19 protein-coding genes are annotated in these 23,783 nt (G+C 70.7%); 8 read left to right on the forward strand and 11 right to left on the reverse strand.

Features of this window, described 5'->3' with window-relative positions:
• Positions 1-65 precede the first annotated feature (65 nt).
• Complete coding sequence (locus tag OHB44_RS11195) at positions 66-674, reverse strand: TetR/AcrR family transcriptional regulator (RefSeq protein ID WP_266303167.1); 609 nt, start codon at positions 672-674, stop codon at positions 66-68.
• A 68-nt stretch (positions 675-742) separates the two neighbouring features.
• On the opposite strand from OHB44_RS11195, the gene OHB44_RS11200 reads away from it, so the two are divergent.
• The 7 genes from OHB44_RS11200 to OHB44_RS11230 all read left to right on the forward strand — a co-directional run bounded on the left by OHB44_RS11200 (position 743) and on the right by OHB44_RS11230 (position 9,372).
• Positions 743-1,459, forward strand: a complete 717-nt coding sequence (locus OHB44_RS11200) for an SDR family NAD(P)-dependent oxidoreductase (RefSeq protein ID WP_330440739.1) — start codon at positions 743-745, stop codon at positions 1,457-1,459.
• 582 nt (positions 1,460-2,041) lie between these two features.
• Positions 2,042-3,589 (forward strand): multiple monosaccharide ABC transporter ATP-binding protein, encoded by a 1,548-nt coding sequence (gene mmsA / locus OHB44_RS11205; RefSeq protein ID WP_238686353.1) that lies wholly within the window; start codon positions 2,042-2,044, stop codon positions 3,587-3,589.
• Positions 3,586-4,884 carry a multiple monosaccharide ABC transporter permease gene (gene mmsB / locus OHB44_RS11210; protein WP_238686352.1) on the forward strand — a complete coding sequence of 433 codons (1,299 nt, stop codon included), beginning with the start codon at positions 3,586-3,588 and terminating at the stop codon, positions 4,882-4,884. The genes mmsA and mmsB overlap by 4 nt, the downstream gene beginning before the upstream one ends.
• A gap of 52 nt (positions 4,885-4,936) precedes the next feature.
• Positions 4,937-6,040 (forward strand): sugar-binding protein, encoded by a 1,104-nt coding sequence (locus OHB44_RS11215; RefSeq protein WP_330440741.1) that lies wholly within the window; start codon positions 4,937-4,939, stop codon positions 6,038-6,040.
• A gap of 112 nt (positions 6,041-6,152) precedes the next feature.
• Positions 6,153-7,415: an ROK family transcriptional regulator gene (locus tag OHB44_RS11220; protein ID WP_330440743.1), complete on the forward strand. Its 1,263-nt coding sequence runs from the start codon at positions 6,153-6,155 to the stop codon at positions 7,413-7,415.
• 164 nt (positions 7,416-7,579) lie between these two features.
• Positions 7,580-8,545 carry an ATP-binding cassette domain-containing protein gene (locus tag OHB44_RS11225; protein WP_266303164.1) on the forward strand — a complete coding sequence of 322 codons (966 nt, stop codon included), beginning with the start codon at positions 7,580-7,582 and terminating at the stop codon, positions 8,543-8,545.
• Positions 8,542-9,372 (forward strand): ABC transporter permease, encoded by an 831-nt coding sequence (locus tag OHB44_RS11230; protein WP_238686348.1) that lies wholly within the window; start codon positions 8,542-8,544, stop codon positions 9,370-9,372. The genes OHB44_RS11225 and OHB44_RS11230 overlap by 4 nt, the downstream gene beginning before the upstream one ends.
• A 148-nt stretch (positions 9,373-9,520) precedes the next feature.
• Here the strand turns inward: OHB44_RS11230 and OHB44_RS11235 are convergent, their stop codons facing one another.
• From OHB44_RS11235 to OHB44_RS11245, 3 genes are all read right to left on the reverse strand, one after another.
• Complete coding sequence (locus tag OHB44_RS11235; protein ID WP_238686347.1) at positions 9,521-10,510, reverse strand: ABC transporter permease; 990 nt, start codon at positions 10,508-10,510, stop codon at positions 9,521-9,523.
• Positions 10,507-11,397, reverse strand: coding sequence for an ABC transporter ATP-binding protein (locus OHB44_RS11240; RefSeq protein WP_238686346.1), 891 nt, complete (start codon positions 11,395-11,397; stop codon positions 10,507-10,509). The genes OHB44_RS11235 and OHB44_RS11240 overlap by 4 nt, the downstream gene beginning before the upstream one ends.
• Before the next feature lie 85 nt (positions 11,398-11,482).
• Entirely contained in the window at positions 11,483-11,890 is a 408-nt protein-coding gene (locus OHB44_RS11245; protein WP_238686345.1) for a GntR family transcriptional regulator, read from the reverse strand.
• A gap of 269 nt (positions 11,891-12,159) precedes the next feature.
• Between OHB44_RS11245 and OHB44_RS11250 the strand changes: the two genes are divergently transcribed.
• Positions 12,160-13,428 (forward strand): Nramp family divalent metal transporter, encoded by a 1,269-nt coding sequence (locus OHB44_RS11250; protein WP_330440746.1) that lies wholly within the window; start codon positions 12,160-12,162, stop codon positions 13,426-13,428.
• Between the two features lie 208 nt (positions 13,429-13,636).
• Here OHB44_RS11250 and OHB44_RS11255 read toward each other — a convergent pair whose 3' ends face one another.
• The 7 genes from OHB44_RS11255 to OHB44_RS11285 form a co-directional block, all read right to left on the reverse strand.
• Positions 13,637-13,909, reverse strand: coding sequence for a hypothetical protein (locus OHB44_RS11255; protein ID WP_238677066.1), 273 nt, complete (start codon positions 13,907-13,909; stop codon positions 13,637-13,639).
• Positions 13,910-14,085: 176 nt separating this feature from the next.
• Complete coding sequence (locus OHB44_RS11260) at positions 14,086-16,389, reverse strand: M64 family metallopeptidase (RefSeq protein WP_330440747.1); 2,304 nt, start codon at positions 16,387-16,389, stop codon at positions 14,086-14,088.
• Positions 16,390-16,550: 161 nt separating this feature from the next.
• Complete coding sequence (locus OHB44_RS11265) at positions 16,551-19,385, reverse strand: DUF5682 family protein (RefSeq protein ID WP_330440748.1); 2,835 nt, start codon at positions 19,383-19,385, stop codon at positions 16,551-16,553.
• Positions 19,382-20,494 carry an ATP-binding protein gene (locus tag OHB44_RS11270; protein ID WP_091401268.1) on the reverse strand — a complete coding sequence of 371 codons (1,113 nt, stop codon included), beginning with the start codon at positions 20,492-20,494 and terminating at the stop codon, positions 19,382-19,384. The genes OHB44_RS11265 and OHB44_RS11270 overlap by 4 nt, the downstream gene beginning before the upstream one ends.
• Before the next feature lie 14 nt (positions 20,495-20,508).
• Complete coding sequence (locus tag OHB44_RS11275) at positions 20,509-21,864, reverse strand: VWA domain-containing protein (RefSeq protein ID WP_330440749.1); 1,356 nt, start codon at positions 21,862-21,864, stop codon at positions 20,509-20,511.
• On the reverse strand, positions 21,861-23,252 hold the full coding sequence (locus OHB44_RS11280) for a hypothetical protein (protein WP_330440750.1): 1,392 nt from the start codon (positions 23,250-23,252) through the stop codon (positions 21,861-21,863). Before OHB44_RS11280 ends, OHB44_RS11275 begins: the two co-directional genes overlap by 4 nt.
• Complete coding sequence (locus tag OHB44_RS11285; protein ID WP_238686607.1) at positions 23,252-23,719, reverse strand: hypothetical protein; 468 nt, start codon at positions 23,717-23,719, stop codon at positions 23,252-23,254. Before OHB44_RS11285 ends, OHB44_RS11280 begins: the two co-directional genes overlap by 1 nt.
• Between the last annotated feature and the right edge of the window lie 64 nt (positions 23,720-23,783).

Here is a 23,783-nt window from a genome sequence, read left to right on the forward strand (position 1 = left end):
TCGCCGATGCTACTGAGCGGCCGCGCAGCGCGCCCCGGAGTGGACGGTCAGCGACCGTCGTCCGTTCAGCCGGTGGTGGTCCGCGCCTGGAGGAGGTCGAGGCAGTTGCGCCACAGCGTCTCCAGCTGGGTCGGATCGTTGAGCAACTTCGCGAGAAGGACCCGCCCTTCGATCTGCGCGACGATCGATCGGGCGGCCTCCCGGCTGTCGACCGCCGGGCCCGCCAGGCCGCGCTCCTTCGCCTCGACGACGACCTGCTCGATGAGGCTGATCTGCTCCTCGAAGATCTCCTGGAGCCGGCCGCGGATCTCCTCGGCCTGGTTGCTGAGTTCGAGGGCGAGGTTGCCGAACAGGCAGCCCGCGACCACGCCGGCCTTCTGCTGGCCGACGCGCTGGATCTCCTCGGTGGCCTCGAACAGGTCCCGGAGTCGCTGTAGCGGGTCGCGCTCGCTGCCGAGCAGTTGCTCCCACTGGCGTCGCTGGGTGATCCAGTGCTCGTCGATGACGGCGCGGGCGAGCGCCTGCTTGGACTCGAAGAAGTAGTAGAAGCTGCCCTTCGGCACGCCCGCCGCCGCGCAGATTTCGGCCACGCCGAGCGCCGTGTAGCCGCGCTGCTCGATCAGCGTGGCGGCCGCGTCGAGGATCTTGTTCTTCGCGTCACTGGTTCGACCCATGCCTCGACGATACACGACCGGTCGGCTAGCTTTTAGTAGACCAGTCGTCTAGCGAAGGTGGTTCCCTCATGAACAGCAGTCAGAGCCAGAAGGTCGTCGTTATCACCGGTGCCTCCCAGGGCATCGGCGCCGACCTCGTGGCCGCCTACCGCAAGCTCGGGTACGGCGTCGTGGCGACCTCGCGCTCGATCGGCGCGTCCGACGACCCGGAGATCGTCACCGTCCAGGGCGACATCGCGGAGGCCGACACCGCCGAGCGGGTGGTACGTGCCGCACTGGACCGCTTCGGGCGGATCGACACTCTCGTGAACAACGCCGGTGTCTTCGTCGCCAAGCCGTTCACCGACTACACCGACGAGGAGTTCGACCTGGTCACCGGGGTCAACCTCGCCGGCTTCTTCCACCTCACCCGCCGCGTCCTGCCGCACCTGCTGGCCGGGGGCTCGGGGCACATCGTCAGCATCACGACCAGCTTCGTCGACCAGCCCAGTTCGCACGTTCCGTCGGTGCTCGCGTCGCTGACCAAGGGCGGCCTCAGCTCGGCCACCAAGTCCCTGGCCATCGAGTACGCGGCTCGGGGCGTACGGGTCAACGCCGTCGCGCCCGGCATCATCAAGACCCCGATGCACCCGGTCGAGACGCACGAGACGCTCGCGGGCCTGCACCCGGTCGGCCGGATGGGCGAGACCAGCGACGTCGTCGACGCCGTCCTCTATCTCGAGTCCGCCCCGTTCGTCACCGGCGAGATCCTGCACGTCGACGGCGGCCAGAACGCCGGTCACTGATCCCGCACACCGAGCGGGCCGCAGACTCCCACGGAGGCAGGATCCGCACCGCGGTGCGGATCCTGGTCTGTGCCGTCACGAACTGCGCATAAGGGATTTTCGGGCTCTGACCCGTCGTCCGGTGCCCATCGCTCCCGGGTGGTGACCGTCGATGCGTGCGGGCGGTAGAGGCGTGGGTCACATCAGCCGCCAGGGGCTCGCGGTACGCCTCGTGTACGGCGCTGGGCTGGTGCCCGATTCCCAGTATTCGATGGCGTGACGTGTGCGCTGCGTTACCGGATGCACCGTGCCCGAGGCATCTTGCCTGGTGGGAAAGCTGCGGGAACGGCCGGGGTCGATTGGCGCGTTGTCGCAGGTGGGCGTGGGTGCTGCGGTCGGGCCTCGGGTCCCGGGAGGGACTGTCGTTGCCGCTGTGGCGGACGAACACTGTGCGACATCTATATTGCCGGATTGTTACTTTTTCAACAGTCCCTCGCCTTGCGGATGGCCCTCCGGCCGCAATACGTTGCCGTCAACAACAAAACCAAGTGAAGGTTCAACCTTCCGGAGGCAACCGATGACGTTGGCGAGGTGGTACGAGCGATGAGCGACGTGCCCATCCTCCTTGAGATGCGCTCCATCACCAAGGAGTTTCCCGGAGTCAAGGCCCTCTCCGACGTCAACCTGGTGGTTCGCGCCGGCGAGATCCATGCCATCTGCGGCGAGAACGGCGCGGGCAAGTCCACCCTGATGAAGGTGCTCAGCGGGGTGTACCCCCACGGCACCTACGACGGCAAGATCATCTACCAGGGGTCGGAGAGCAAGTTCTCCGACATCCGGGCCAGTGAGAACGCCGGCATCGTGATCATCCACCAGGAGCTCGCGCTCATTCCAGGGATGTCGATCGCCGAGAACATCTTCCTCGGCAACGAACCGCGCAAGCGGGGGGCGATCGACTGGAAGGCCGCGAACCGGATGGCGCTGGACCTGATGGCCCGGGTCGGTCTGGAAGAGAACCCGGACACCCTGATCAAGGACATCGGGGTCGGCAAGCAGCAGCTCGTCGAGATCGCCAAGGCGTTCGCCAAGGACGTGAAGCTGCTCATCCTCGACGAGCCCACCGCGGCGCTCAACGAGGCCGACTCCAAGCACCTGCTGGACCTGCTGCGCGGGTTCCGCTCCCGTGGCATCACCTCGATCATGATCTCGCACAAGCTGAACGAGATCGAGGCGATCGCCGACCAGATCACCATCCTGCGCGACGGCCGGACCGTGGAGACCCTCGACGTCAAGGCGGACGGGGTCGACGAGGACCGGATCGTGCGGGGCATGGTCGGCCGTGAGCTGAGCAGCCGGTTCCCGGACCACACGCCGAAGATCGGTGACGTCTTCTTCGAGGTCCGCAACTGGAACGTCCGGCACCCGATCTCCGCCGAGCGGCAGGTCTGCAAGAACGAGAGCTTCGTGGTGCGCCGCGGCGAGATCGTCGGCTTCGCCGGTCTCATGGGCGCGGGCCGCACGGAACTCGCGATGAGTGTCTTCGGCCGCTCCTACGGGGTGTTCGAGTCGGGCACGATCATCAAGGACGGCAAGGAGGTCGTCCTGAAGTCGGTGGCGGACGCCATCGACAACGGTCTCGCGTACGTCAGCGAGGACCGCAAGGCGATCGGCCTCAACCTGCTCGACGACATCAAGACGTCGACGGTGGCCGCCAAGCTGTCCAAGATCTCGCACCACGGCGTCCTGAACGAGGTCGAGGAATACCAGGCGGCTGAGTCGTACCGCAAGGAGTTGCGGACCAAGGCCCCGACGGTCGACGAGAGCGTCTCCAAGCTCTCCGGCGGCAACCAGCAGAAGGTCGTCCTGGCCAAGTGGATGTTCACCGACCCGGACCTGCTGATCCTCGACGAGCCGACGCGCGGCATCGACGTGGGTGCCAAGTACGAGATCTACGGCATCATCCAGCGGCTCGCCGACCAGGGGAAGGGCGTCATCGTCATCTCCTCGGAGCTGCCTGAGCTGATCGGGCTGTGCGACCGCATCTACACAGTGTTCGAAGGCGCCATCACGGGCGAGATCGCCCGGGCGGACGCCACCCCGGAAACCCTCATGAAGCAGATGACCTCGACGAAGAAGATGGCCACACGATGAGCCGATTGAAGGACCTTCAGAAGAACCTGTTCGGAGGCACCACCTCCAACGCTCGCCAGTTCGGCATGATCTTCACCCTGGTGGCGATCGTCGTCCTGTTCCAGATCCTGACCGACGGGCTCACCCTGCGGTCGGACAACCTGATCGCGCTGTTCCAGCAGAACTCGTACATTCTGATTCTGGCCATCGGCATGCTCATGGTGATCGTGGCCGGACACATCGACCTCTCGGTCGGCTCGGTCGCCGCCTTTGCCGGCATCCTGGTCGCCAAGTCGATGACCGAGTGGGACCTTCCCTGGCCCGCTGCCATCGTGTTCGGCCTCGCCATCGGCGCGGTGATCGGCGCCTGGCAGGGCTTCTGGGTGGCCTACATCGGGGTGCCGGCGTTCATCGTCACCCTGGCGGGCATGCTGCTCTTCCGGGGCGGCAACCAGTTCATCGGTAACGCGAGCACCGTCCCGGTGCCGGAGGGCTTCCGGGAGATCGGCTCCGGCTTCCTGCCCGAGTTCGGTCCGAACACCGGCTACAACAACGCCACTCTGCTGCTCGGCCTGGCCGCGGCGTTGGCCGTGGTGTGGCGCGAGGTCCAGGCCCGCAAGACCCGACGGGCCATGGACGCCGACCCGGCGCCCATGTGGATCTCCATCCTGCGGATGGCCATCATGGTCGGCGTCATCGCCTTCGCGGCGCTGCGCTTCGCCAGCGGTCGCGTCGGCACCAGCTTCCCGATCTCCGGCATCATCCTGCTGGTCCTGGTCATCGCGTACTCCTTCTACACCCGCAACACCGCCGGTGGCCGGCACATCTACGCGGTGGGCGGCAACTCCCGGGCGGCCGAGCTGTCCGGTGTGAAGCTCAAGCGGGTCAACTTCTTCGTCATGATGAACATGTCCGTCCTGGCCGCCCTGGCCGGCATGATCTTCGTGGCCCGTTCGGCGGCCTCCGGACCGCAGGACGGCAACGGTTGGGAGCTGGACGCCATCGCCGCCGTCTTCATCGGTGGTGCGGCCGTCGCCGGCGGTATCGGCACCATCAGCGGCTCCATCGTCGGTGGTCTCGTCATGGCCGTGCTCAACAACGGCCTTCAGCTCATGGGTGTCGGCACCGACCGCGTCCAGATCATCAAGGGTCTGGTCCTGTTGCTGGCCGTCGCGATCGACGTCTACAACAAGAGCCAGGGGCGCTTCTCCATCATCGGGAGCCTGATGCGGCCCTTCCGCCGCGACGACTCCGTCCCACCCGCCTCACCGCCGGACGCGGAGCGCGAGCCCGCCAAGGCAGCGGTGTCCGGCTGACGGCCACCGACCTCTCTACCCGCCTCACCATCTAGAAAGGCAAGTCCTCACCATGCGTAAATTCTTCGGCACGTCGGTGGTGGCCATCAGCGCCGCCGCCATGCTGGCCCTCGCCGGCTGCGGCTCCGGCCGCGACGGCGACACCGGCTCCGGCGGCGAGGCCGCCAAGGGCTTCGCGGCCAACTCGCTGATCGGCGTGGCCCTGCCGGCCAAGACCTCGGAGAACTGGGTCCTCGCCGGTGACCTGTTCAGCAACGGCCTCAAGGAGGCCGGCTTCCAGGGTGACGTGCAGTACGCCGGCGCGTCGACCACTGTCGCCGACCAGCAGGCCCAGATCACCGCCATGGTCACCAAGGGCGCCAAGGTCATCGTCATCGGCGCGACCGACGCCGCGCAGCTGTCGACCCAGGTCGCGGCCGCCCACACGGCCGGCGTGAAGGTCATCGCCTACGACCGGCTCATCACGAACACCCCGGACCTCGACTACTACGTCGCCTTCGACAACTTCAAGGTCGGCCAGCTCCAGGGCCAGGCCCTGCTGGAAGGCATGAAGGCCAAGAAGCCGAACGGCCCGTACAACATCGAGCTGTTCTCCGGCTCGCCGGACGACAACAACGCCGGTGTCTTCTTCAACGGCGCGATGGACGTGCTCAAGCCGGAGATCGACAAGGGCAACGTGGTCGTCGCCTCGGGTCAGAAGGAGGTCAAGCAGACCGCCATCCAGGGCTGGAAGGCCGAGGGTGCGCAGGCCCGCATGGACCAGCTGCTGACCTCGACCTACGGCAACAAGGAGCTGGACGGCGTCCTCTCCCCGAACGACACGCTGGCCCGCGCCATCCTGACCTCGGTCAAGGGTGCTGGCAAGCCGACCCCGATCGTCACCGGTCAGGACTCCGAGGTTGAGTCGGTCAAGTCGATCGTCAAGGGCGAGCAGTACATGACGATCAACAAGGACACCCGCAACCTGGTGAAGGAGACCATCAACATGGTCAAGGCTCTCCAGGCCGGCGACAAGCCGCAGGTGAACGACACCAAGTCCTACAACAACGGCAGCAAGGTCGTCGACACGTACCTGCTCCCGCCGGTCGCCGTCACCAAGGCGAACGCGGCTGAGGCGTACGCCACCGACCCGAAGCTCGCTCCGCTCACCAAGTAATCACCGCACGGTAGGTAGTAACGCCGATGGGTCCCGGGTCTCCTCTACCGGGACCCATCGTCGTCCCTGCACCCCCGCACCAACCGGCATCGACCCGGAAGGAGGTCTGACCGTGGCGACACCAGTACGGGCCAGGCCAGCCGGCGTCGGCCGCAACCCCGAATCCCCGCTGCCGTCGGTTCCCGGCGCCAGCCAGGAGGAGATCCGGCGGCAGAACCTCGGCGCCGTGCTGCGCTACGTCCACCTGCACGGACCGACGTCCCGCGCCGAACTGACCAGCCGGCTCGGCCTCAACCGAAGCACCATCGGCGCCCTCGCGGCCGACCTGGTCACCGGCGGCCTGGTCACCGAGGAGGCACCGACCACCGCCCGCCGCGCCGGCCGCCCCTCGCTCGTGGTCAGCCCCCGCTCCGACCGGGTCTACGCACACGCGTTGAGCATCGACGCGGACCGGCTGCGTGCCGCCCGGGTCGGCCTCGGCGGGCAGATCCTCGACCTGCGGGAGATCCCCCGACCCAGCGGCATGTCGGCGATCGAAGCCGTAGGGCCCCTCGCCGACCTCGTCCGCGACATGGAACGTTCGGTGGCCGGCGACGCGCTGCTGGTCGGCGGCGCCGCCGCGGTCACCGACACCACCCGCGATCCGGACGGCAGGCTCCGGATCGCCAGCATCGACGAGACGCTCGGCGCGGCTTTGGAGGCGGAGTTCCGCTGCGGCCCCGGTTTCGTGGCCGGCGACCTGGCCGACATCGCCGGCCTGGCCGAGCATGTCCGGGGCGTCGCGGTCGGCATCGACGACGTCATCTACCTGCACGGCGACCTGGGCATCAGCGCCGGCATCATCGTTGGTGGCCGACTGGTGGTCGGCCACCGGGGTCACAGCGGCAAGGTCGGCCACATGGTCGTCAACCCCAACGGCCTGCCCTGCGGCTGCGGTTCACGCGGCTGCTGGGAGACCGAGATCTCCGAAGCCGCGCTCCTGCGACACGCCGGCCGTGACCCGAGCGACCGCGCGGCGGTGGCCGAGGTGCTGCGCGCCGCGGCGGAGGGCGACCAGACCGCCCGCGCGGCGGTCGAGCAGGTGGCGGACTGGCTCGGCTTCGGCGTGGCGAACCTGGTCAACGTGGTCAACCCGGACGCAGTGGTGTTCGGTGGCTCGCTGCGCGACATCTTCACCGCCGGTGCGGACGTGGTTCGGGATCGGCTCGACACGATGCCGCTGCCCGCCTCCCGCGAGCACCTGCGGTTGCGCGCGGCGGCGCTCGGCCGCGACGCCGTCCTGATCGGCGCCGCCGAGTTGGCGTTCGACAAACTCCTGGCCGACCCGTTGAACGTCGGTGTCGCGGGCCAGGGCGGGACCGCCGAGCCCGAGTAGCCGCGACTGCCCGCCGGTGCCGGCCCGGCTCCGGAGCGGGTGGCGCGTGATCCCCGGTGCTTCGTTCTGACCTCATTCGCTCTGGCCTTCGTGACGCTTCCCGTACGCGTTATCGTACGCTGTACGGTAGTGCGGACGGACAGTTTCGGGAGGGGAGCGCTCTGATGACAGGAGCCGACGCGATAGTGGCGCAGGGGCTGCGCAAGCGGTATCGGGACCGGTACGCGCTGGACGGGTTCGACCTGCGGGTGCCGCGGGGAACGGTGTGCGGCCTGCTCGGCCCGAACGGGGCCGGCAAGACCACAGCGGTACGGATCCTCGCCACCCTGCTCCGCCTCGACGAGGGTCGCGCCGAGGTGGCCGGCTTCGACGTGACCCGCCAACCCGACCAGGTGCGTTACCGCATCGGGCTGGTGGGGCAGCACCCCGCGCTCGACGAGGCGCTGAGCGGCCGACAGAATCTCGTGCTCTTTGGCCGCCTGTTTCACCTGGGTCGCCGCCGGGCCCGTCAACGGGCGGTCGAGCTGCTGGAACGCTTCGGTCTCGCCGACGCCGCCGAACAGCCGGTCAGCACGTACTCCGGCGGCATGCGCCGACGGCTCGACCTGGCGGCCGGGATGATCCTGGCCCCCGCGGTCCTCTTCCTCGACGAGCCCACCACCGGGCTGGACCCGCGTGGCCGCAACGAGGTGTGGGAGTCGGTCCGGGAGTTGGTACGCACCGGCACCACGGTGCTGCTCACCACCCAACAACTGGACGAGGCCGACCAACTCGCCGATCGGATCTCGGTGGTCGAGGCCGGCCGGGTGATAGCCGAGGGGACTCCGGACGACCTCAAGACCCGGCTCGGCGGCGATCGGATCGAGGTGGTCGTCGCGGCGCCGACCGACCTTGCCGCCGCCGTCACCCAGATACGCCGGGCGGCCGACGACGAACCGACCGTCGACGTGGACCGGCGGATGGTGAGCGTCCGGGTCGGCCACCAGGCCGGTGCGCTCGTCGACGTGCTGCGGGCGCTCGACGCCGTGAACATCCCGGTGGCGGACGTCGCGCTGCGCCGCCCAACCCTGGACGACGTGTTCCTGCACCTCACCGGGCACCGGGCGGCGTCGGCCGAGGTGGCGGCATGAGCGCGGTGAGTATGCCGGCCCCGCCGGTGGACCTGACGCCCGGCCGGCCCACCCTCCTGGCCGACAGCGGCACGCTGATCTGGCGCGGCCTGGCCCGGTGGCGACGCGATCCCGGCCCGCTGATCGCCTCGCTCGGCTTCAACATCCTGATCGTGCTGATGTTCGCCTACCTGTTCGGTGGCGCGTTGCAGGTGCCCGGCGGTGGGAGCTACCGAGAGTTCCTGATGCCCGGCATGTTCGTGATGACCATGGTCTTCGGCATCAGTCTCACCACGATCGCCGTTGCCGAGGACCTGGAGCGCGGGGTGACCGACCGGCTCCGATCGATGCCCGTCTCACCGCTGGCACCGCTGGCGGCCCGGGCGGTGGCCGACATGCTGTTCGCGCTGGTTACCCTCGGGGTCCTGCTGCTGACCGGTCTGGCAATCGGGTGGCGGGCACACGGTGGGGTCGGCGCCACGCTGGCAGCGGTGGGGTTGATCCTGCTGCTGCGCTTCGCCCTCATCTGGGTCGGCATCTTCCTCGGACTGGTCACCCGCGGGCAGACGGCCGTGGTGGCCGTGCAGACCCTGGAGTTTCCGCTCGGCTTCCTCTCCAACGCGTTCGTCGCACCGTCCACCATGCCCGCCTGGCTCGGTGCGGTGGCAGCGTGGAACCCGCTGTCGGCGACCGTCGGCGCCACCCGTGAGCTGTTCGGTAACCCCGGTTGGGGCGGCGACTCCTGGGCGGCGCAGCACTACCAGTTGCTGGCGGTGCTCTGGCCACTCGTGCTGGTCGCGGTCTTCCTGCCACTCTCGGTCGCCCGGTACCGGCGGCTGGCCGGCTGAGCCCGCGCGGACGCGGAGTGCGACTCTTGGGCCCGATCGGTGTCGGTGGTCGTCGTCAGGCTCACCGGCGTGGAAGCGCACCGACTCGATCGGGCCCGGGCGGGTGATCGCCGAGGCCCCCGCTCCCCGACGAGCACCCGTCGCCCAACTAGGCGATCCGGCGGACCCGGCGCACCGCCAGGTAGAGCAGGAGCAGGGCGAGGGCGACGAAGATGCCCGTCTCGATGCCCTGGAACAGCCAGAACCGGTCCGCCGGCTGGTAGAGCTGCCAGTTGTACGCGCCCGGTTCGAGGCCCAACTCGGCGCCGCAGACCCGACCGTCCGGCCCCTTACCGCCCGGCGGGCACTGGATCCGACCGCCCTCCGCGATCATCGTGCCGTCGGGGTTCCGGACGCCCTGCGCGAGGATCCAGTCTCCCCGGCTGACCTCCGGTGGCCCTTCCCCCTCGATCGGGAAGGTCTGGGTCCGGGCCGGCTGATAGTGCCGTCGGGCCAGCAGCTCGACCGCCGCCCGTACGCCGATGAAGCCGGCGAGGGTGATGCCCATGGCGGGCAGCATCCGCTTCCACACGGTGCCGGCGAAGACGCCCAGCGCCACGGCGAACAGCGTGTACCCGATCGGGACGATGCCCTGCAGGTCGAAGACGATCATGCCGAACCGGCCCTCGTGCGCGGACTTGGTGAGCGGGTCGACCCACCAGGACATGCCCAGCCCGTAGACCGTCGCGAGGATCAGAACGGACCCGCTCACGAGACCGAACTTCACCAGGGCCCAGCGGGTCCGGCCGACGCCCTGGGTCCAGACGAACCGGTGCGTGCCCTGCTCCACCTCGCGGGCGACCAGCGGCGCACCCCAGAAGAGGCCGACCAGCACCGGCAGGGTGATCAGCAGTACGGCCACCAGACTGAGGTTGCCGTACTGGTCGCCGAAGCGCCGATAGCCCGCATCGCACGTGTCCCGGGTTGCCTGCGCCACGTCGGCGCGGGCGAGTTGGTTGGCGCAGTCCGTCAGCCCGAGGTCGGAGAAGGTGTGCCGCATCGCCAGGCCGATGGGCACCAGCAGGGCGGCGAGCGCCGCGAGCCCCAGCAGGGTGTAGAACGCCTGCTTGCGGTGTTGCCGCCAGGTCAACCAGATCATGCCGCTACCCCCCACTCGCTGTGACTGGTCTTCGTGGTGCCGTCGGCCAGGTAGGCCAGCACGACGTCCTCCAGGCTCACCTCGCGGACCGTCCAGGCCGGATCGGTGACCGGCCCGTCGGTGCGGACGAGCAACGTTGACTGCCGGTCGGTGTGGCTGGCCCGGATCACTGCGGCGACGCCCCCGATGACGCCGCCGTCGTGCCGCGGCCCGACGAGCTGCCGGTGCTCGGTGACCAGGTCGTCGACAGCGCCGGTGAGCTGCACCTGGGAGGCGTTGAGCACGATCAGGTAGTCGCAGACGCGTTCCAGGTCGGCCAGCAGGTGCGAGGAGAGCAGAACTGTGGTGCCCGACTCCGCGACGCTGCCCATCAGGGACTGGAGGAACTCCCGTCGCGCCAGCGGGTCGAGGCTGGCGACCGGTTCGTCGAGCAGCAGCAGTCGCGGCTGCTTGGCCAGCGCCAGGGCCAGCGCGACCTGGGCCCGTTGACCGCCGGAGAGCTTGCCGACCGGCTTGTCCGGTGGAATGCCGAGCTGTGCCAGCCGCTGGCGAGCCAACGCCGCGTCCCACCGTTTGTTCAGCTTGCCGCCGGCGATGACCAACTCGGACGCCGTGAAGTCCCGGTACAGCGGGGTGTCCTGGGCGACGAACCCGATGTCGGCCAGTCCCTCCGTGTCACCGTACGGGGATCGACCGAACACCCGGACCGTGCCCGCGTCGGGCTTGAGCAGCCCGACGGCCAGGTGCAACAGCGTGCTCTTGCCCGCGCCGTTCGGCCCGACCAGAGCGGCGATCCGGCCGGCCGGCAAATGCAGCGAGCAGTCCCGCAACGCCCAGGTGCTGCCGTACCGCTTGCCGAGCAGGTCCGCTTCCAAGACCATGTCCATCCCTTGTCCTCTCGTTCCGTTCACGCGATCGCTTCGCGGTCGCGCGAGCGCTTGCGGTGCCTGATGGTTCGTTCGCTCTGCTCGCTCACGCGGGCTCGTTCTGCGGGGCGTCGTCGGCGAGGGTGGCGCGCAACGTCGTCTCCACCAGGGCGATGACGTCCTCGGCCGTGAGACCGGCCGCTTGCGCCCGGTGCAGCCAGGCGACCAGGTCGTCGCGCAGCTCGGCCTGGTTGGGCAGGGACGCGCTGGCCAGCGTGCGCTGGACGAACGTGCCCACCCCGGGTCGGCCACCGACCAGACCCTCGATCTCCAACTCCCGGTACGCCTTCAGCACCGTGTTCGGGTTGATCGCCAGGGATTGCGCGACGTCCCGGACCTTCGGCAACTGGTCGCCCGGCGTCAGCAGGCCAACCCGCAACGCCTGTTTCACCTGCTGCACGAGCTGCATGTAGGTGTTCACCTTCGACCGGCTGTCCAGTACGAACTCGATCACTCCCGATGATCCTTCCTGTTGTCCTACGACAGTAGGACTAATAGACAGCTTCATCGGTGACTCACCCGGCTGTCAAGCCCGCCGCGGCAGGTTCTGTTCGGGCACGGCGCGTCTCGTCCGGCGCGCCGCGCGCTCGCTGGCTGCGCATCGGGTCCGTGCCCGGCGTGGCGGGCCGACCCCGGTGGCACCGGCAGGCCACCGGTTGGCACCCAAGGGCCAGCCCGAGGGGAAGGGACCGGCAGCGATCCGCGTGGACGGGGAGGTGTTCGATGGTCACCAACGAACTGACGACGTCGAGGGCGACTCCACTACAGGCCGCCCGTGCCCGGGGCCGCGTACGCGGGCGACTGATCCTGCTCGGCCCGGCGTTCGTCGCCGCCGTCGCGTACGTCGACCCCGGCAACTTCGCCACCAACTCCGCCGCCGGCGCCCGCTACGGCTACCTGCTGGTCTGGGTCGTGGTGGTGGCCAACCTGATGGCGATGCTGGTGCAGACGCTCACCGCGAAGCTGGGTCTGGCCACCGGGCGTAGCCTGCCCGAGCTGTGCCGGGAACGCCTACCCAAGCCGGTGAACCGGGTGATGTGGGTGCAGGCCGAGTTGGTCGCCATGGCCACCGACCTGGCCGAGGTGATCGGTGGCGCCGTCGCCCTCTACCTGCTCTTCGGCATCCCCCTGCTGCCCGGCGGGATCATCATCGGCACTGCCGCGTTCGCCGTGCTCGCCCTGCGCTCGCGCGGGTTCCGCGCCTTCGAGGTCGTCATCGCCGTCCTGCTCGGGGTGATCGTGCTGGCCTTCGCCGCCAACCTGCTGGCCTCCGGCTCCGACCCCGCCTCGGCCATGGCCGGTCTGGTGCCCCGTCTGCAGGGCACGGACAGCGTGCTGTTGGCCGCCGGCATCCTCGGCGCGACAGTCATGCCGCACGTCATCTACGTGCACTCCGCGCTCACCCGCGACCGCATTCCCGCCGCCGACGACACCGAGCGTCGGATCCTGTTCCGCGGCCAGCGCACCGACGTGCTACTCGCCCTCAGCGCGGCCGGCGCTGTCAACCTCGCCATGCTGCTGATCGCCGCGGCCAGTTTCCGGGGCGGCGGCCCGGGCGGTGCGGACAGTCTGGAGGGCGTGCACGCCGGGCTCGGCCAGACCATCGGGACCGCCGCCGCGTTCGGCTTCGCCGTCGCCCTGCTGGTATCGGGGCTCGCCTCCACGAGCGTCGGCACCTACGCCGGAGAGGTGATCATGCAGGGCTTCCTGCGTCGGCGGGTACCGCTGCTGCTGCGTCGGATGGTCACCCTGCTGCCCGCCCTGGCGGTGCTCGCCATCGGCCTCGACCCGACCCGGGCGCTCGTGCTGTCCCAGGTCATCCTCAGTTTCGGCATCCCGTTCGCGCTGATTCCGGTGGTCGCCTTCACCCGCCGACGCGACCTGATGGGCAACCTGGTCAACCACCCGCTCACCACCGCCGCCGCGTCACTGGTGGCCGTGCTGGTGGTCGCGCTCAACGCGTTCCTCCTCTGGCAGGTCGTCGCCGGCTGAGCCGGCTGGTCGGCGTCGCGGCTGAGCCGGCTGGTCGGCGTCGCGGCTGAGCCGGCTGGTCGGCGTCGCGGCTGAGCCGGCTGGTCGGCGTCGCGGCTGAGCCGGCTGGTCAGCGTCGCCGGCTGAGCCGGCTGGTCGGCGTCGCCGGCTGAGCCGGCTGGTCGGCGCTGCGGGCTGAGCCGGCCGGGGCCGGCGGGAACGGGCGTTGTCAGGTGCGACGCCCCTCGTCGCGGGCCGGGATCTCCTGGCGCTGTTCGAGGGCGTCCGCCGGGTTGGCGTCGGCCGGCAGCGACGTCACCTCCTCGAGCGTGCCCGCCGGGAAGGCGCCCTGCTCGGCCAGGTCGGCCTCGGCCGCCTCCGGGTCCACGTCGCCCGACACCCGGTCCGGCGGCCCGACGTCGAACGCGTCCTGCCGTTGCTCAAGGGCATCCGCCTCGGGCGGAGGGAACGTGTCGCCCTGTTCGTCCCGGTACGTGCTCATCGGAGCCTCCCACCCGGCGGGTGTCGACATGCCGCCGGGCCGCTGCCTACCCGCCGGCGCGGCACTCACGCCGCCGCGCCGGCCAAGATCTGGGCAGTTTCCGGGACAGTGCTGCCTCCGCGGCAGCGGAAGCAGCACTGTCCCGGTAGTTGCGCGGACCTTGAGTGGGTCTGGCGTCACGCCCGGCGGCACTGGCCCGCGGTGGGCTTTCGTACCGTGGTGGGCACCCCCAGATCGACCGGGGTCGGGCCACCGGAACAGGCCACCGTGCCCACCTGGCCGCCGGCGAGGATGGGCGCCGACGCGGTACCGGTCAGCGCCAGCGGCCCGGCCACCCGGGCCCCCACCATCGTGACGTGGTCGGTGGTGCCGGTCAGCGCCACCGCGCCGCGTACCTCGGTGTTCAGCACCTCGACGGCAGCGGCGCGCGACGCCGTCAGGTCTCCGGCGATCGAGGAGCCCTGGGCGACCAGGGCGGCGCCGGGCGCGACGGTGACCGGGCCGGTCACCGTGGCCGTGCGCAGGCAGGTGACACCGGCGCTGACGGTCAGCGGGCCGGCGTGCCGGCCGGTGATCACTGTGGTGCAGTCCGGTGGGGGCGGGATCAGCGTGGCCACGAACGCGCGGGCCGGCCCGATGTTGCCGACGGCGTCGATGCCCCGGTACTCGACGCGGTGCCGGCCGTACCCGGGAGTCCGCTCGGCGAACGGGGACACGGACAGGCCGCCCGAGCCGAGGTTGCCGTAGACCAGACCGTCCACGTCGGTGCCGGTGGCGGTGAACAGGAACGGTGATCGGGCGTCGGTGGGCCAACCGTAGTAGTTGTGCCACCCGTCGCCGTCGAGCCGGAACTCCGAGGTGACCTGACCGGTGCCGTCGTCGGTGCCGGTCAACCCCATGCTGAACGGGCCGTTGTACACGTACTCGGTGGGTCGGCCGGGCCGGGTAACGGTGAGCAGCGGCTCGGAGAGGGCGTACGCCACGTCGGGCCGCGTCGCGTCGACCGTCCAGGTGCGGGTCACCGCCTTCCCGGTGGCCGGTTCGCTGACGCGGGCGGTCAGCCGGTGGGTGCCCCGCGACAGGCGCAGGGCGGACAGGTCCACGTCCCGGTCGGTGCCGGAGTCGGCCACCAGCCGGCCGTCGAGGGTCCAGCGCACGCGTGGCGCCCGATCGGTGGGCTGGTTGGTCCGCACGTACACCACATCCTGCGCGCCGACCGGTCGGTCGGTCGCGGTGGACGCGGTGATCGCCAGCGGCGACTCCACCACCGGGGTACGCACCGCGGTGTCCACGGTCCAGGTACGGGTCTGGGTCAGCGCCGGTGAGCTGCGGATCGCCGGGTCGCGGACGAACTCCGTCGGGTCGGTCACCGTGGCGGTCACCGTGTGCCGGCCGGGGGAGAGCCGTAGTTTCCGCAGGTCCAGATGGCGGGCGTTGCCGGTGCGCGGCACCGCAGTGCCGTCCACCGACCACGTCACCGTCAGCGCGTGGCTCACCGGGTGCAGGGTGTCCACCCAGAGCAGTCGGTCCGCGCCCACCGCCTGATCGGTGGCCGTTCCGCCCTGCACGATGCCGACCCGGGCGGCGATCCGTTCGGTCATCCGCTCGCGGCCGACCTGGTCGAAGTAGAAGCCCAGCGACTTCATCATCGAGTGCCGGCTCGGTCGCCACACCCCACGCTGGAGGTACAGGCCGCCCTCGTAGCGGCCGATCGTTCCGCCCGACTCGCTCGGCTCACCGAGCCAGCGCCACCACTTGGCCCGGGTGTCGCGCATCTGCCGCTCGGTCAACACGGTGTGGTGCGCCGAGTCCGGTTCCGGCCCGCTGTAGGTGTCGCCCGGCACCCCACGGCCGTAGTAGTCGTACTCGTCCTGCAAGCCACCGAGCGAGTGCCCCAGCTCGTGCGGGCTGATCAGCGCGGAGAGGGCGTTGCCGCCGGAGGCGGTGGCGTTGCTGCCGCCGGCCCCGCCGTAGGTGCCGCTGTTGGCCAGCGCGATCAACTGCCGGTTGCCGGGGTTGCTGCCGCCGGCCAGGTCGGCGTACGCGTTAGCGGCGGTGCCGTCGACAGTGAGCAGGCGTTGCACACTCGCCGGGTTGCAACCACCCCAGAAGCCCATGCCCAGCGCGGTGTCGCGTCGCGGCGCGGACAGGCCGGGGTCGCAGTCCACCCCGGACTCCGCCGAGACGATCTCCACGGCGTAGACGTTGAAGTAGCTGCGGTAGGACTTGAACGGCTCGATCGTCCACAGGGTGTTGAGGTGCCGGTCCACGTGTGCTCGGAAGGTGGGCAGGTCGGCCTCGGTGTAACCGTCGCCCAGCAGCACCAGGTTGAACCGCGTCGCCGGATCACCGGTGACCTGGATCGGCACCACTGTGGCACTGGCCACCGGGGCGGCGGCCGGTGTGGCGGCGGCCGGTGTGCCGACCGTCAGTCCCGCCGCGACGAGCGCCGCGACACACAACCCCGCTCTGATCCGCACGCTGCGCCCCTTTCCATGGCCGGTCGGCCTGGCGGCGCCGGGCGCCGGGCCCGGCGGGGGCGCCGTCGTCCGGGCCTGCTGTGACCGTGGACATCTCGGACCGTACCGGTCCGCGCACCGACAGGTAACCCTCGGCGGTCCTCGCTGGACGTCGAGGCCGGTCACACCCCCAGGAGCGTGGCCACCGCCGCGGCGGTGTCGGGGTGCCCGTTCAGCAGGGCTGACAACGCGGATCGGTCAGTGGGCGGATCGGGCAACGGTTGCCACCCGCCCGGACAGCCGAGCAGCGCCGCGACAGCGTCGACCGCCTCCGGATGGGCGGCGAGCAGCGCGCCGACCGATCGCTGCGGCGCGGCGACGGTGACCGGCCGGGCTGGTGACGAGGGCGCCACCCACGGCGGCACCCAGGAATCCAACTCGGGCAGCGCGGTCGGGAAGGTGCGCCCCGCCTCGCGGACCAGCAGTGGGACCAGCTCCGGCCCCTGATCCCGCAGGGTCGAGATCAGGGTGGGCAGCCAGGGCAGCAGGACCGGGTCGGGCAGCCGGGCGAACGCGTTCGACATCGTCTCGACGACGAACGGCGCCAGCCCGGGCACCGGCTCCAGCGCGTGCACGAAGCCGGCCAGATACTGCGGGAAGGCCGGCAGCACCAGCGGATTGCCCAGCAGTTCGGCGCACCGGGCCCGCAGCTCGGCCAGCGGCAGCAGCCCGAGCTGGTGCTGACCTGCCCAGAGCAGGGCGACCTTCGGCGGCGCGGTCGGGTGCGCCTGTGCCACCGCCAGCTCCAACTGGGACCGGTCGCAACCCAGCGACAGGGCGAGGCCTTCCATGGAGAACAGGAAGCCGAGCATCGCGGCGACCTGCCGGACCTCCGTCTCCTCGGCGGCGATGGCGGTCGGCAGCAGCGTGCAGTAGTGGGCGTATCCGGTGGTCACGAACGCCTCGCACCAGGCCGGCAGGGTCGACGAGGTGGCCCGGTAGTGGGCCAGCAGGCGACGGACGCGGCGCAGGACGTCCGGGGCGTCGTCGACGGTGCGCTCGGCGGCGAGCAGGTCGACCGCCCGGGCGCCCAACTCGTCGACCAGTCGCGGGCTGTCGAGCAGCCGGATGGCGTCCTCGACGGCCGTGAGCGCACCGGCGGCGGTGGCGTCGGGGCCGCGGACCGCCCGGCGCAGCCGCTGCTCCAGGACCTGCTCGACGGTCACCCCCTCGTAGCCCAGCTCGATCAGCGCGCGCTGGTTGCGGCCGAGTGCCAGGTCCCAGCTCTCCTGGATCGAGCGGTGCCCGAGCCGACGCTCACCCATGATCGGACGGACCGCGTCCGGGGGCAGCAGGTGCCGAAGGATCCACAGAAGGTCCGAGCAGTGGGCCAGCTCCGGCTGGCCGGCCAGATCCAGCAGCGCCCGCTGGACGGTTCGCTTCTCCAGGGCCAGGCCGAGCGGCTGAAGCCGGTCGAGCACGTCGCGGGCCAACGGCGGAAGGGCGTCGTAGCCGACCTGACCGAGCCGGTCGCCGCCCAGCAGGATCTCGCAGAGCCGCCGGACGTCGCGCCGACCCGGCACCACGTCCTTCTCGATACAGGTGACCGCCGCGTCGGCGAAGTCGTAGGGGGTGGGTCGGGCCCGGTTGCGCAGCCCGGCCAGCAGGACCGAGGTCTCGAAGACGGCGATCGCGTCGGCGGTGCTGGCCAGGTACCCGTTACGCCGGGCCAACCGGACGATGTCGACGCACCAGCCGCGCAGCTCCGCCTCGTCCAGGCCGTTCAGGTCGGGCGGCGCGGCGAGGAAGCCGGTGAGCCGGTCGCTGACCGGCTCGGCGGCGCGGGAAGGTGTCGCTGGGGCCTGACCCCGCCGCCTCCGGGTGGTCGAGGTCCGCTGGCCGTCCAGCCGGTACGGGGACAGCCCGTGCCGGCTCACCGCCTTCGTCCAGGTCGCCGCCGCGATCGAGACAGAGCCGGGCGCCAGGCCGAACTGCGTTTCGATAGCGGAGTGGCTGGACGGGATGAGCCCGTACCGCCAGCGGGTACCGGTGCGTGGGGTGATCTCGAAATCGTCGGCCGTGGAGCCTAACCCGAACTGCTCGACCCGGCTGGCGGCATGGAACGCGCCGCAGACGTAGAGGCAGTCGGTCGGGTCGACGCCGGAGGTGGCCAGGTGCTGACGCATCCGGGTCCACATGTACCGCTCGCGGTCCTCGTCACGGTCCAGTCGGTCGGAGCCGGCCGGGCGTAGCCGCCGGAACAGGCTGCCGATCAGCACCATCACCTGCCGGTAGGTGTCGTGGTCGGCGTCAGCCAGCGGGCGTTCGATGTACTGGTCCCACCACTCCGACCAGTGCCGCACCTTGCCGTGGTGCAGCAGGTACGCCTCCAACTCCGCGAACCGGGGTCGCAGGTCACCGATCTCCACCCCGACGGCGTCGCCGTGCAGCGCGGACTCCTCGCCGGTGTCCGCGGCCGTCCCGACGTCGCCGCCCTCGGCGGCCGGGCCCGCGTCGGAGGTGGACTGGTCCCTCGGTGACCACTGGAAGACGTGATCGGTGGAGCGGTCCACCAGCACCAGTTCGACGCCGGGGGTCTCCAGCGCGTACGCGATGGCCTGATATTCCGCCGACGCCTCGGTCACCGGCGCGACGACGCTGAGCGGCCCCCAGTCGGCGGGAAAGCCGGACAGCTCCGAGGCGAACGCCTGCACCGCCACCGGGAGGCGGCAGTTGCGCAGTTCTCCGAGCAGGGGCTGCAGATCCTCGCACAACTCCAGGTAGATCACCCGGGGCTGCTTGGCCCGCAGCCGGCGCACCATGGCGAGCGCGGAGGCCGGCGAGTGGTGGCAGACCGGGAAGATCTCCAGCCGCTCGCCGAGTGCGCGGTCGACGTCCTCGACCATCCCGGAGAGGATCGCGCCGAGCGCGTCGGGGCTGCCCGCGAATGCCGCGGCCGCGTCGGTGAGCTGCTCGCGCAGCGCGCCGAAGGCACCGGCGACGGTGGGTGCGCTCACGACAGGGACGCGATCGCCTGGCGACCGCCGTCGAGGAAGCCCGCCCACCCGTCGTCGTCCTTGCGCGCCCGCGGCTCGACCACGCCGTGCAGGTACTTGTTGAGGATCGCCAGGTCCTCCGGGCTGCGGCGGGCCAGCGAGCCGACCAGCGACCCGGCGAGGGTCGCGGCGCGCAGTGTGCGGTCGCCGAAGAATTGGCTGTGCAGGATGGCGTCCTCCAGGACACCGATCTGCTCAGCGGTGGACAGCGCCGATTCCAGCTTCTCGTCGTCACTGGTCGCCGAGGCGGCGCCGGCCCGCAGGTCGGCGAAGCTCTGCAACAGGATGTCCAGCAGGGTGGGCGGCACGTCCAGCTCGATGCGGTGCCGGCGCAGCAGCTCCTCGGTGCGGAAGCGGACGATCTCGGCCTCGCTGCGCTTGTTTGTCACCACCGGTATGCGGACGAAGTTGAACCGTCGCTTGAGCGCCGAGGAGAGGTCGTTGACGCCCCGGTCGCGGCTGTTCGCCGTCGCGATGATCGAGAAGCCGGGCTGGGCGAAGACGATGTTGTCCTGGTCCAGTTCGGGGATGGCGACGTACTTCTCGGACAGGATCGAGATCAGCGCGTCCTGGACGTCGCTGGTGGAGCGGGTCAGCTCCTCGAAGCGGCCGACCACGCCGCGCTCCATCGCCGTCATGATCGGTGACGGGATCATCGACTCCCGGGACTGCCCCTTGGCGATCACCATGGACACGTTCCACGAGTACTTGATGTGGTCCTCGGTCGTGCCGGCGGTGCCCTGCACGACCAGGGTCGAGTTGCGGCAGATCGCGGCGGCCAGCAGCTCCGCCAGCCAACTCTTGCCGGTGCCGGGGTCGCCGATCAGCAGCAGGCCACGGTCCGAGGCAAGGGTGACGATGGCGCGTTCGACGAAACTGCGGTCGCCGAACCACTTCTGCGGGATCTCCCGGGACAGGCCGTCGGCCCGTTCCGAGCCGAGGACGAACAGCCGGACCATGCGCGGGCTCAGGCGCCACGAGAACGGCTTCGGGCCGGTGTCGACCGACTCGAGGAAATCCAGCTCGTCGGCGTACGTGACCTCGGCGGGGGCGCGCAGCATCTCGGACATGAGGGGTGGGTCTCCTAGGTGAGGAAGTTCTTCAGCTCGACGACGAGCTTGCGGATGTGGCCGGAGATGACCGGGGTGCCCTGGTCTTTGAGGCGCTGCCGAAACCAGGGGTTGACGCTCTGCTGCCCGGAACTGCTGACCGAGCCGACCGGGATGACCCGTGCACCGGAGCGGTGGACGGCCTGCAGACCGTCGAAGACCGCCTGGTTGTTGACCTCGTAGAAGTCGGAGATCCACACCAGCACGGTGTTCTTCGGCTCGGCGATCTTCGGTCGGGCCAGCGCCAGCGCCGCCGTGCCGTCGGTGCCGCCCCCCAACCGGGTACGCAGCAACACCTCGAACGGGTCGTGCACCCACGGGGTGAGATCCAGTGCCCGGGTGTCGTAGGCCACCAGATGCACGTCCACCTTCGGCAGCCCGGCGAAGATCGACGCGAGGATCGTGCAGTTGACCATCGAGTCGACCATGGAGCCGGACTGGTCGACCACGACGATGAGCCGAGCCGGGGTGGTGCGCCGGGCGGTGTGTCGGTAGTAGAGCCTGTCGACGTAGAGTCGCTCGTCCTCCGGGCTCCAGTTGGTCAGGTTCTGCCAGATGGTGCGGTCGAGGTCCAGGTTGCGGAACACCCGCTTGGGTGGCACCGAGCGGTCCAGGGCCCCCACGCTGGTTTGCTGCACCTGCGTCCGGAGCGCTTCGGCGACCTCGTCGACGAAGCGCCGGATCAGCGCCTTGGCGTTGGCCAGGGCCACCCCGGAAAGGTTGGACTTGTCGCGCAGCAGTTGCTCGATCAGTGACATGCTCGGCGTCAGCCTGTTGGCCAGCGTGGGGTTCGCCAACACCTCCCGCAGGTGCATCCGCCGGACCAGGTCGCCCTCCAGCCCTCCCAGGGTGGCAGCCAGTTCGCCGCCCTGGCGGCGTAGGTCACCGGGCTCGCCCCCGAGAGCCTGCTCGAACCAGCCGGCGTCGGACTGCCAACGGGCCAGTTGGGTGGCGCTGACCGGACCGGAGCCGGTGGCGAACACGTTGAGCAGCACCTTCGACACCAGCGCGGCCCGGCGCACCTCGGCCGCACCGGGACGGTAGGCCGTGTCGTCGTCGTCCGGCCCGTCGTCGTCCGTCCGGGCGTCGTCGGGGGTGAGCAGCCCGCGTAGCTCGGCGGTGAGCGCCGGGAAGCGTTGCACGATGGTGTCCACCGAGACCGCCGGGTCCAGCAGTGCGGCTGGCAGATCGAGGTCGTCGACGACGGCCATGCTCGCCGACTCCAGGCTGGGTTGCTCGTCGCTGTCGAACAGGCGGGACAGCAATCGCCAGTAGAGGACCTGGCGGCGATTGGCGTCAGCGAGCCCGCCGGTGGGGATGGGCGCGTTCATCGGCGCAGCAACCGTCCCGCGCGCTCGCGCAGCACGGCCACGGCGTCGCCCGTTCGGGCCTCCTCCTTGGCGATCTTCGGATCCGTGACGCCGCACGCCCAGTCGCCGTTGTGCGCCTGCACGGCCCGCCGCTTCACAGTGGCGGACACCGCCAACGGCTGGAGCTGCCACCGACCGTCGTCCCAGCGCAGCAGACCCAGCAGGGCCGACGCGGCACCGAGCAGGTCGGCGTTGAGCGGACCGGCGGCCGGCAGTCGGTCGACGGCCAGCGAAATCCGTTCGCCGTCCACCTCGACGGCGAGCCCGCCGTCGTCGTCGCGCACCGGGGTGCCCTCGATGAGGACCGGCTCGGCGATGCCCGCCGGGTGGCGATCCAGCGGAGCGGTCGCTGCCGCACTCGCCGCGGGCAACACCACCCGGGCGGTGGCGAACGGGTCGGCAGGCTCGTCGAGCCGGACCCGATCGTCGGCCCAGCCCAGGTCGCCGCCGTGCAGCGGCAGGTCGGTAATGGTCAGTGCCCGCCGCTCGGCCAACGCGGTGAGTAGCGACGGGTGCCCCGAGAGCAGTCGCCAGACCGCCGGACCGATGATGGTGTCCACCTTCGCGGCGGCGACCGCGGTGCGCACCAGCCGCGTCGGTCCGTCGCCTGCCGGTTCCAGGATGGCGTGCAACTGGACCTGCACTGCCGTGTCGTGGGTGTGCACGTCCACACCGAGCGGCAGCAGCCGCCCGGACACCAGTGGCGCTTCCCCGGGCGGCGGCACGCCCTCGGTGAGCAGCACGCCCCGGGCCCAGAGATCGGCCCACCGGCGGGCCGGCACCTCGGTCATGGTGGCGATCGGCACGCAGGCCCGCAGCTCCGCGGCGAAACCGTCGAGCAGTACCGCGATGCGGCGAAGCTCCGGAACGGCCAGGGTCGCCTCGATCACCGTGGCGGCGGCGGAGAGTAGCTCGTCGTCGACGCCGTGCCAGCCAATGACCGCCACCTCGTGCCACCACGCCCGCGCACCGGCCAGGGCGGACGGGGTCTCGGCGGGCCTGATGCCCGGCGCCGTCCATGGTGAGCGGGCCCGGCCCAGCGCGGTGTCGAGCTGCCCGAGCAGGGCGTCGTGCGCAGCGCCGAGCAACGCCGAACGCGCCCCGGCGAGCGCGGCGATGTGCTCCGGGGTGACCGACCCGGCGACGACCGCGTCGACCGCGGCGGCCACCGGGTCGACGAGCGGGGTGCCGGCCAGCGCGCTGGCGAACGCGGCCAGCGCCGTCGCACCCCGTTCGCCGACTCGGCCGAAGCCGCCCGCGAGAGCGTCGTCGAAGCCGGCTACCACCTCGAGCGTGTCGACCAACCCGGCCGGAACCTCGCGCAGCTGTGCGACCTGAACGCCGCGCATCAGCGGCCCGCCCCGGTGGCCGGGAACCAGTGCAGCTCGGGCAGGGTGGCCGTACTCCCCGGCAGCTCCAGATAGGACAGGTGACGCAGGAAGCGACTGAACACCACCGCCGCCGAGGCCGGCTCGGGCTGGCCGTTCAGCCGGGCCAGCAGGTCAGCGCCGCCGGACACCCCGCCGCCGACGTCGACCCGAAGGTAACGGGCGACCCGGTCGACGCCGTATTGGAGCAGAGCCTCATCGGTGAGCGCCTGCAGGTGCTTGCACGGGGCGCCGCGCAGACCGCCGCAGGGCCGGTTGTTGTTGGTGCTGCACTGGTAGGCGTGGGTGCCGGCGGCGACCGACGAGACGTAGACCCGCTCGACGTCCGACCCGCTGGAGACAACGCCCTGCAACCGCCCGTCGGCCAGCTCGACAAAGGGCACCTTGGTCAGCTTGCGAGGCCGGGCGGGTGGCACCACCGCCAGCACGCTGCGCCGTCGCCATCCGGCGCCGTCGGCGTCCGTCACGTCACGCCCTCCCACCATCGAATCC

Source organism: Micromonospora sp. NBC_00821, assembly GCF_036347035.1.
GTDB lineage: Bacteria > Actinomycetota > Actinomycetes > Mycobacteriales > Micromonosporaceae > Micromonospora > Micromonospora hortensis.

What these genes read in the sequence shown, in the direction of transcription:
- OHB44_RS11270 (WP_091401268.1), bottom strand. Translation starts at nt 20,494, where the DNA reads ATGTCCGAGATGCTGCGCGCCCCCGCCGAGGTCACGTACGCCGACGAG.
- OHB44_RS11230 (WP_238686348.1), top strand. Translation starts at nt 8,542, where the DNA reads ATGAGCGCGGTGAGTATGCCGGCCCCGCCGGTGGACCTGACGCCCGGC.
- mmsB (WP_238686352.1), top strand. Translation starts at nt 3,586, where the DNA reads ATGAGCCGATTGAAGGACCTTCAGAAGAACCTGTTCGGAGGCACCACC.
- OHB44_RS11255 (WP_238677066.1), bottom strand. Translation starts at nt 13,909, where the DNA reads ATGAGCACGTACCGGGACGAACAGGGCGACACGTTCCCTCCGCCCGAG.
- OHB44_RS11240 (WP_238686346.1), bottom strand. Translation starts at nt 11,397, where the DNA reads ATGGACATGGTCTTGGAAGCGGACCTGCTCGGCAAGCGGTACGGCAGC.
- OHB44_RS11225 (WP_266303164.1), top strand. Translation starts at nt 7,580, where the DNA reads ATGACAGGAGCCGACGCGATAGTGGCGCAGGGGCTGCGCAAGCGGTAT.
- OHB44_RS11215 (WP_330440741.1), top strand. Translation starts at nt 4,937, where the DNA reads ATGCGTAAATTCTTCGGCACGTCGGTGGTGGCCATCAGCGCCGCCGCC.
- OHB44_RS11250 (WP_330440746.1), top strand. Translation starts at nt 12,160, where the DNA reads ATGGTCACCAACGAACTGACGACGTCGAGGGCGACTCCACTACAGGCC.
- OHB44_RS11280 (WP_330440750.1), bottom strand. Translation starts at nt 23,252, where the DNA reads ATGCGCGGCGTTCAGGTCGCACAGCTGCGCGAGGTTCCGGCCGGGTTG.
- mmsA (WP_238686353.1), top strand. Translation starts at nt 2,042, where the DNA reads ATGAGCGACGTGCCCATCCTCCTTGAGATGCGCTCCATCACCAAGGAG.
- OHB44_RS11200 (WP_330440739.1), top strand. Translation starts at nt 743, where the DNA reads ATGAACAGCAGTCAGAGCCAGAAGGTCGTCGTTATCACCGGTGCCTCC.
- OHB44_RS11195 (WP_266303167.1), bottom strand. Translation starts at nt 674, where the DNA reads ATGGGTCGAACCAGTGACGCGAAGAACAAGATCCTCGACGCGGCCGCC.
- OHB44_RS11275 (WP_330440749.1), bottom strand. Translation starts at nt 21,864, where the DNA reads ATGAACGCGCCCATCCCCACCGGCGGGCTCGCTGACGCCAATCGCCGC.
- OHB44_RS11235 (WP_238686347.1), bottom strand. Translation starts at nt 10,510, where the DNA reads ATGATCTGGTTGACCTGGCGGCAACACCGCAAGCAGGCGTTCTACACC.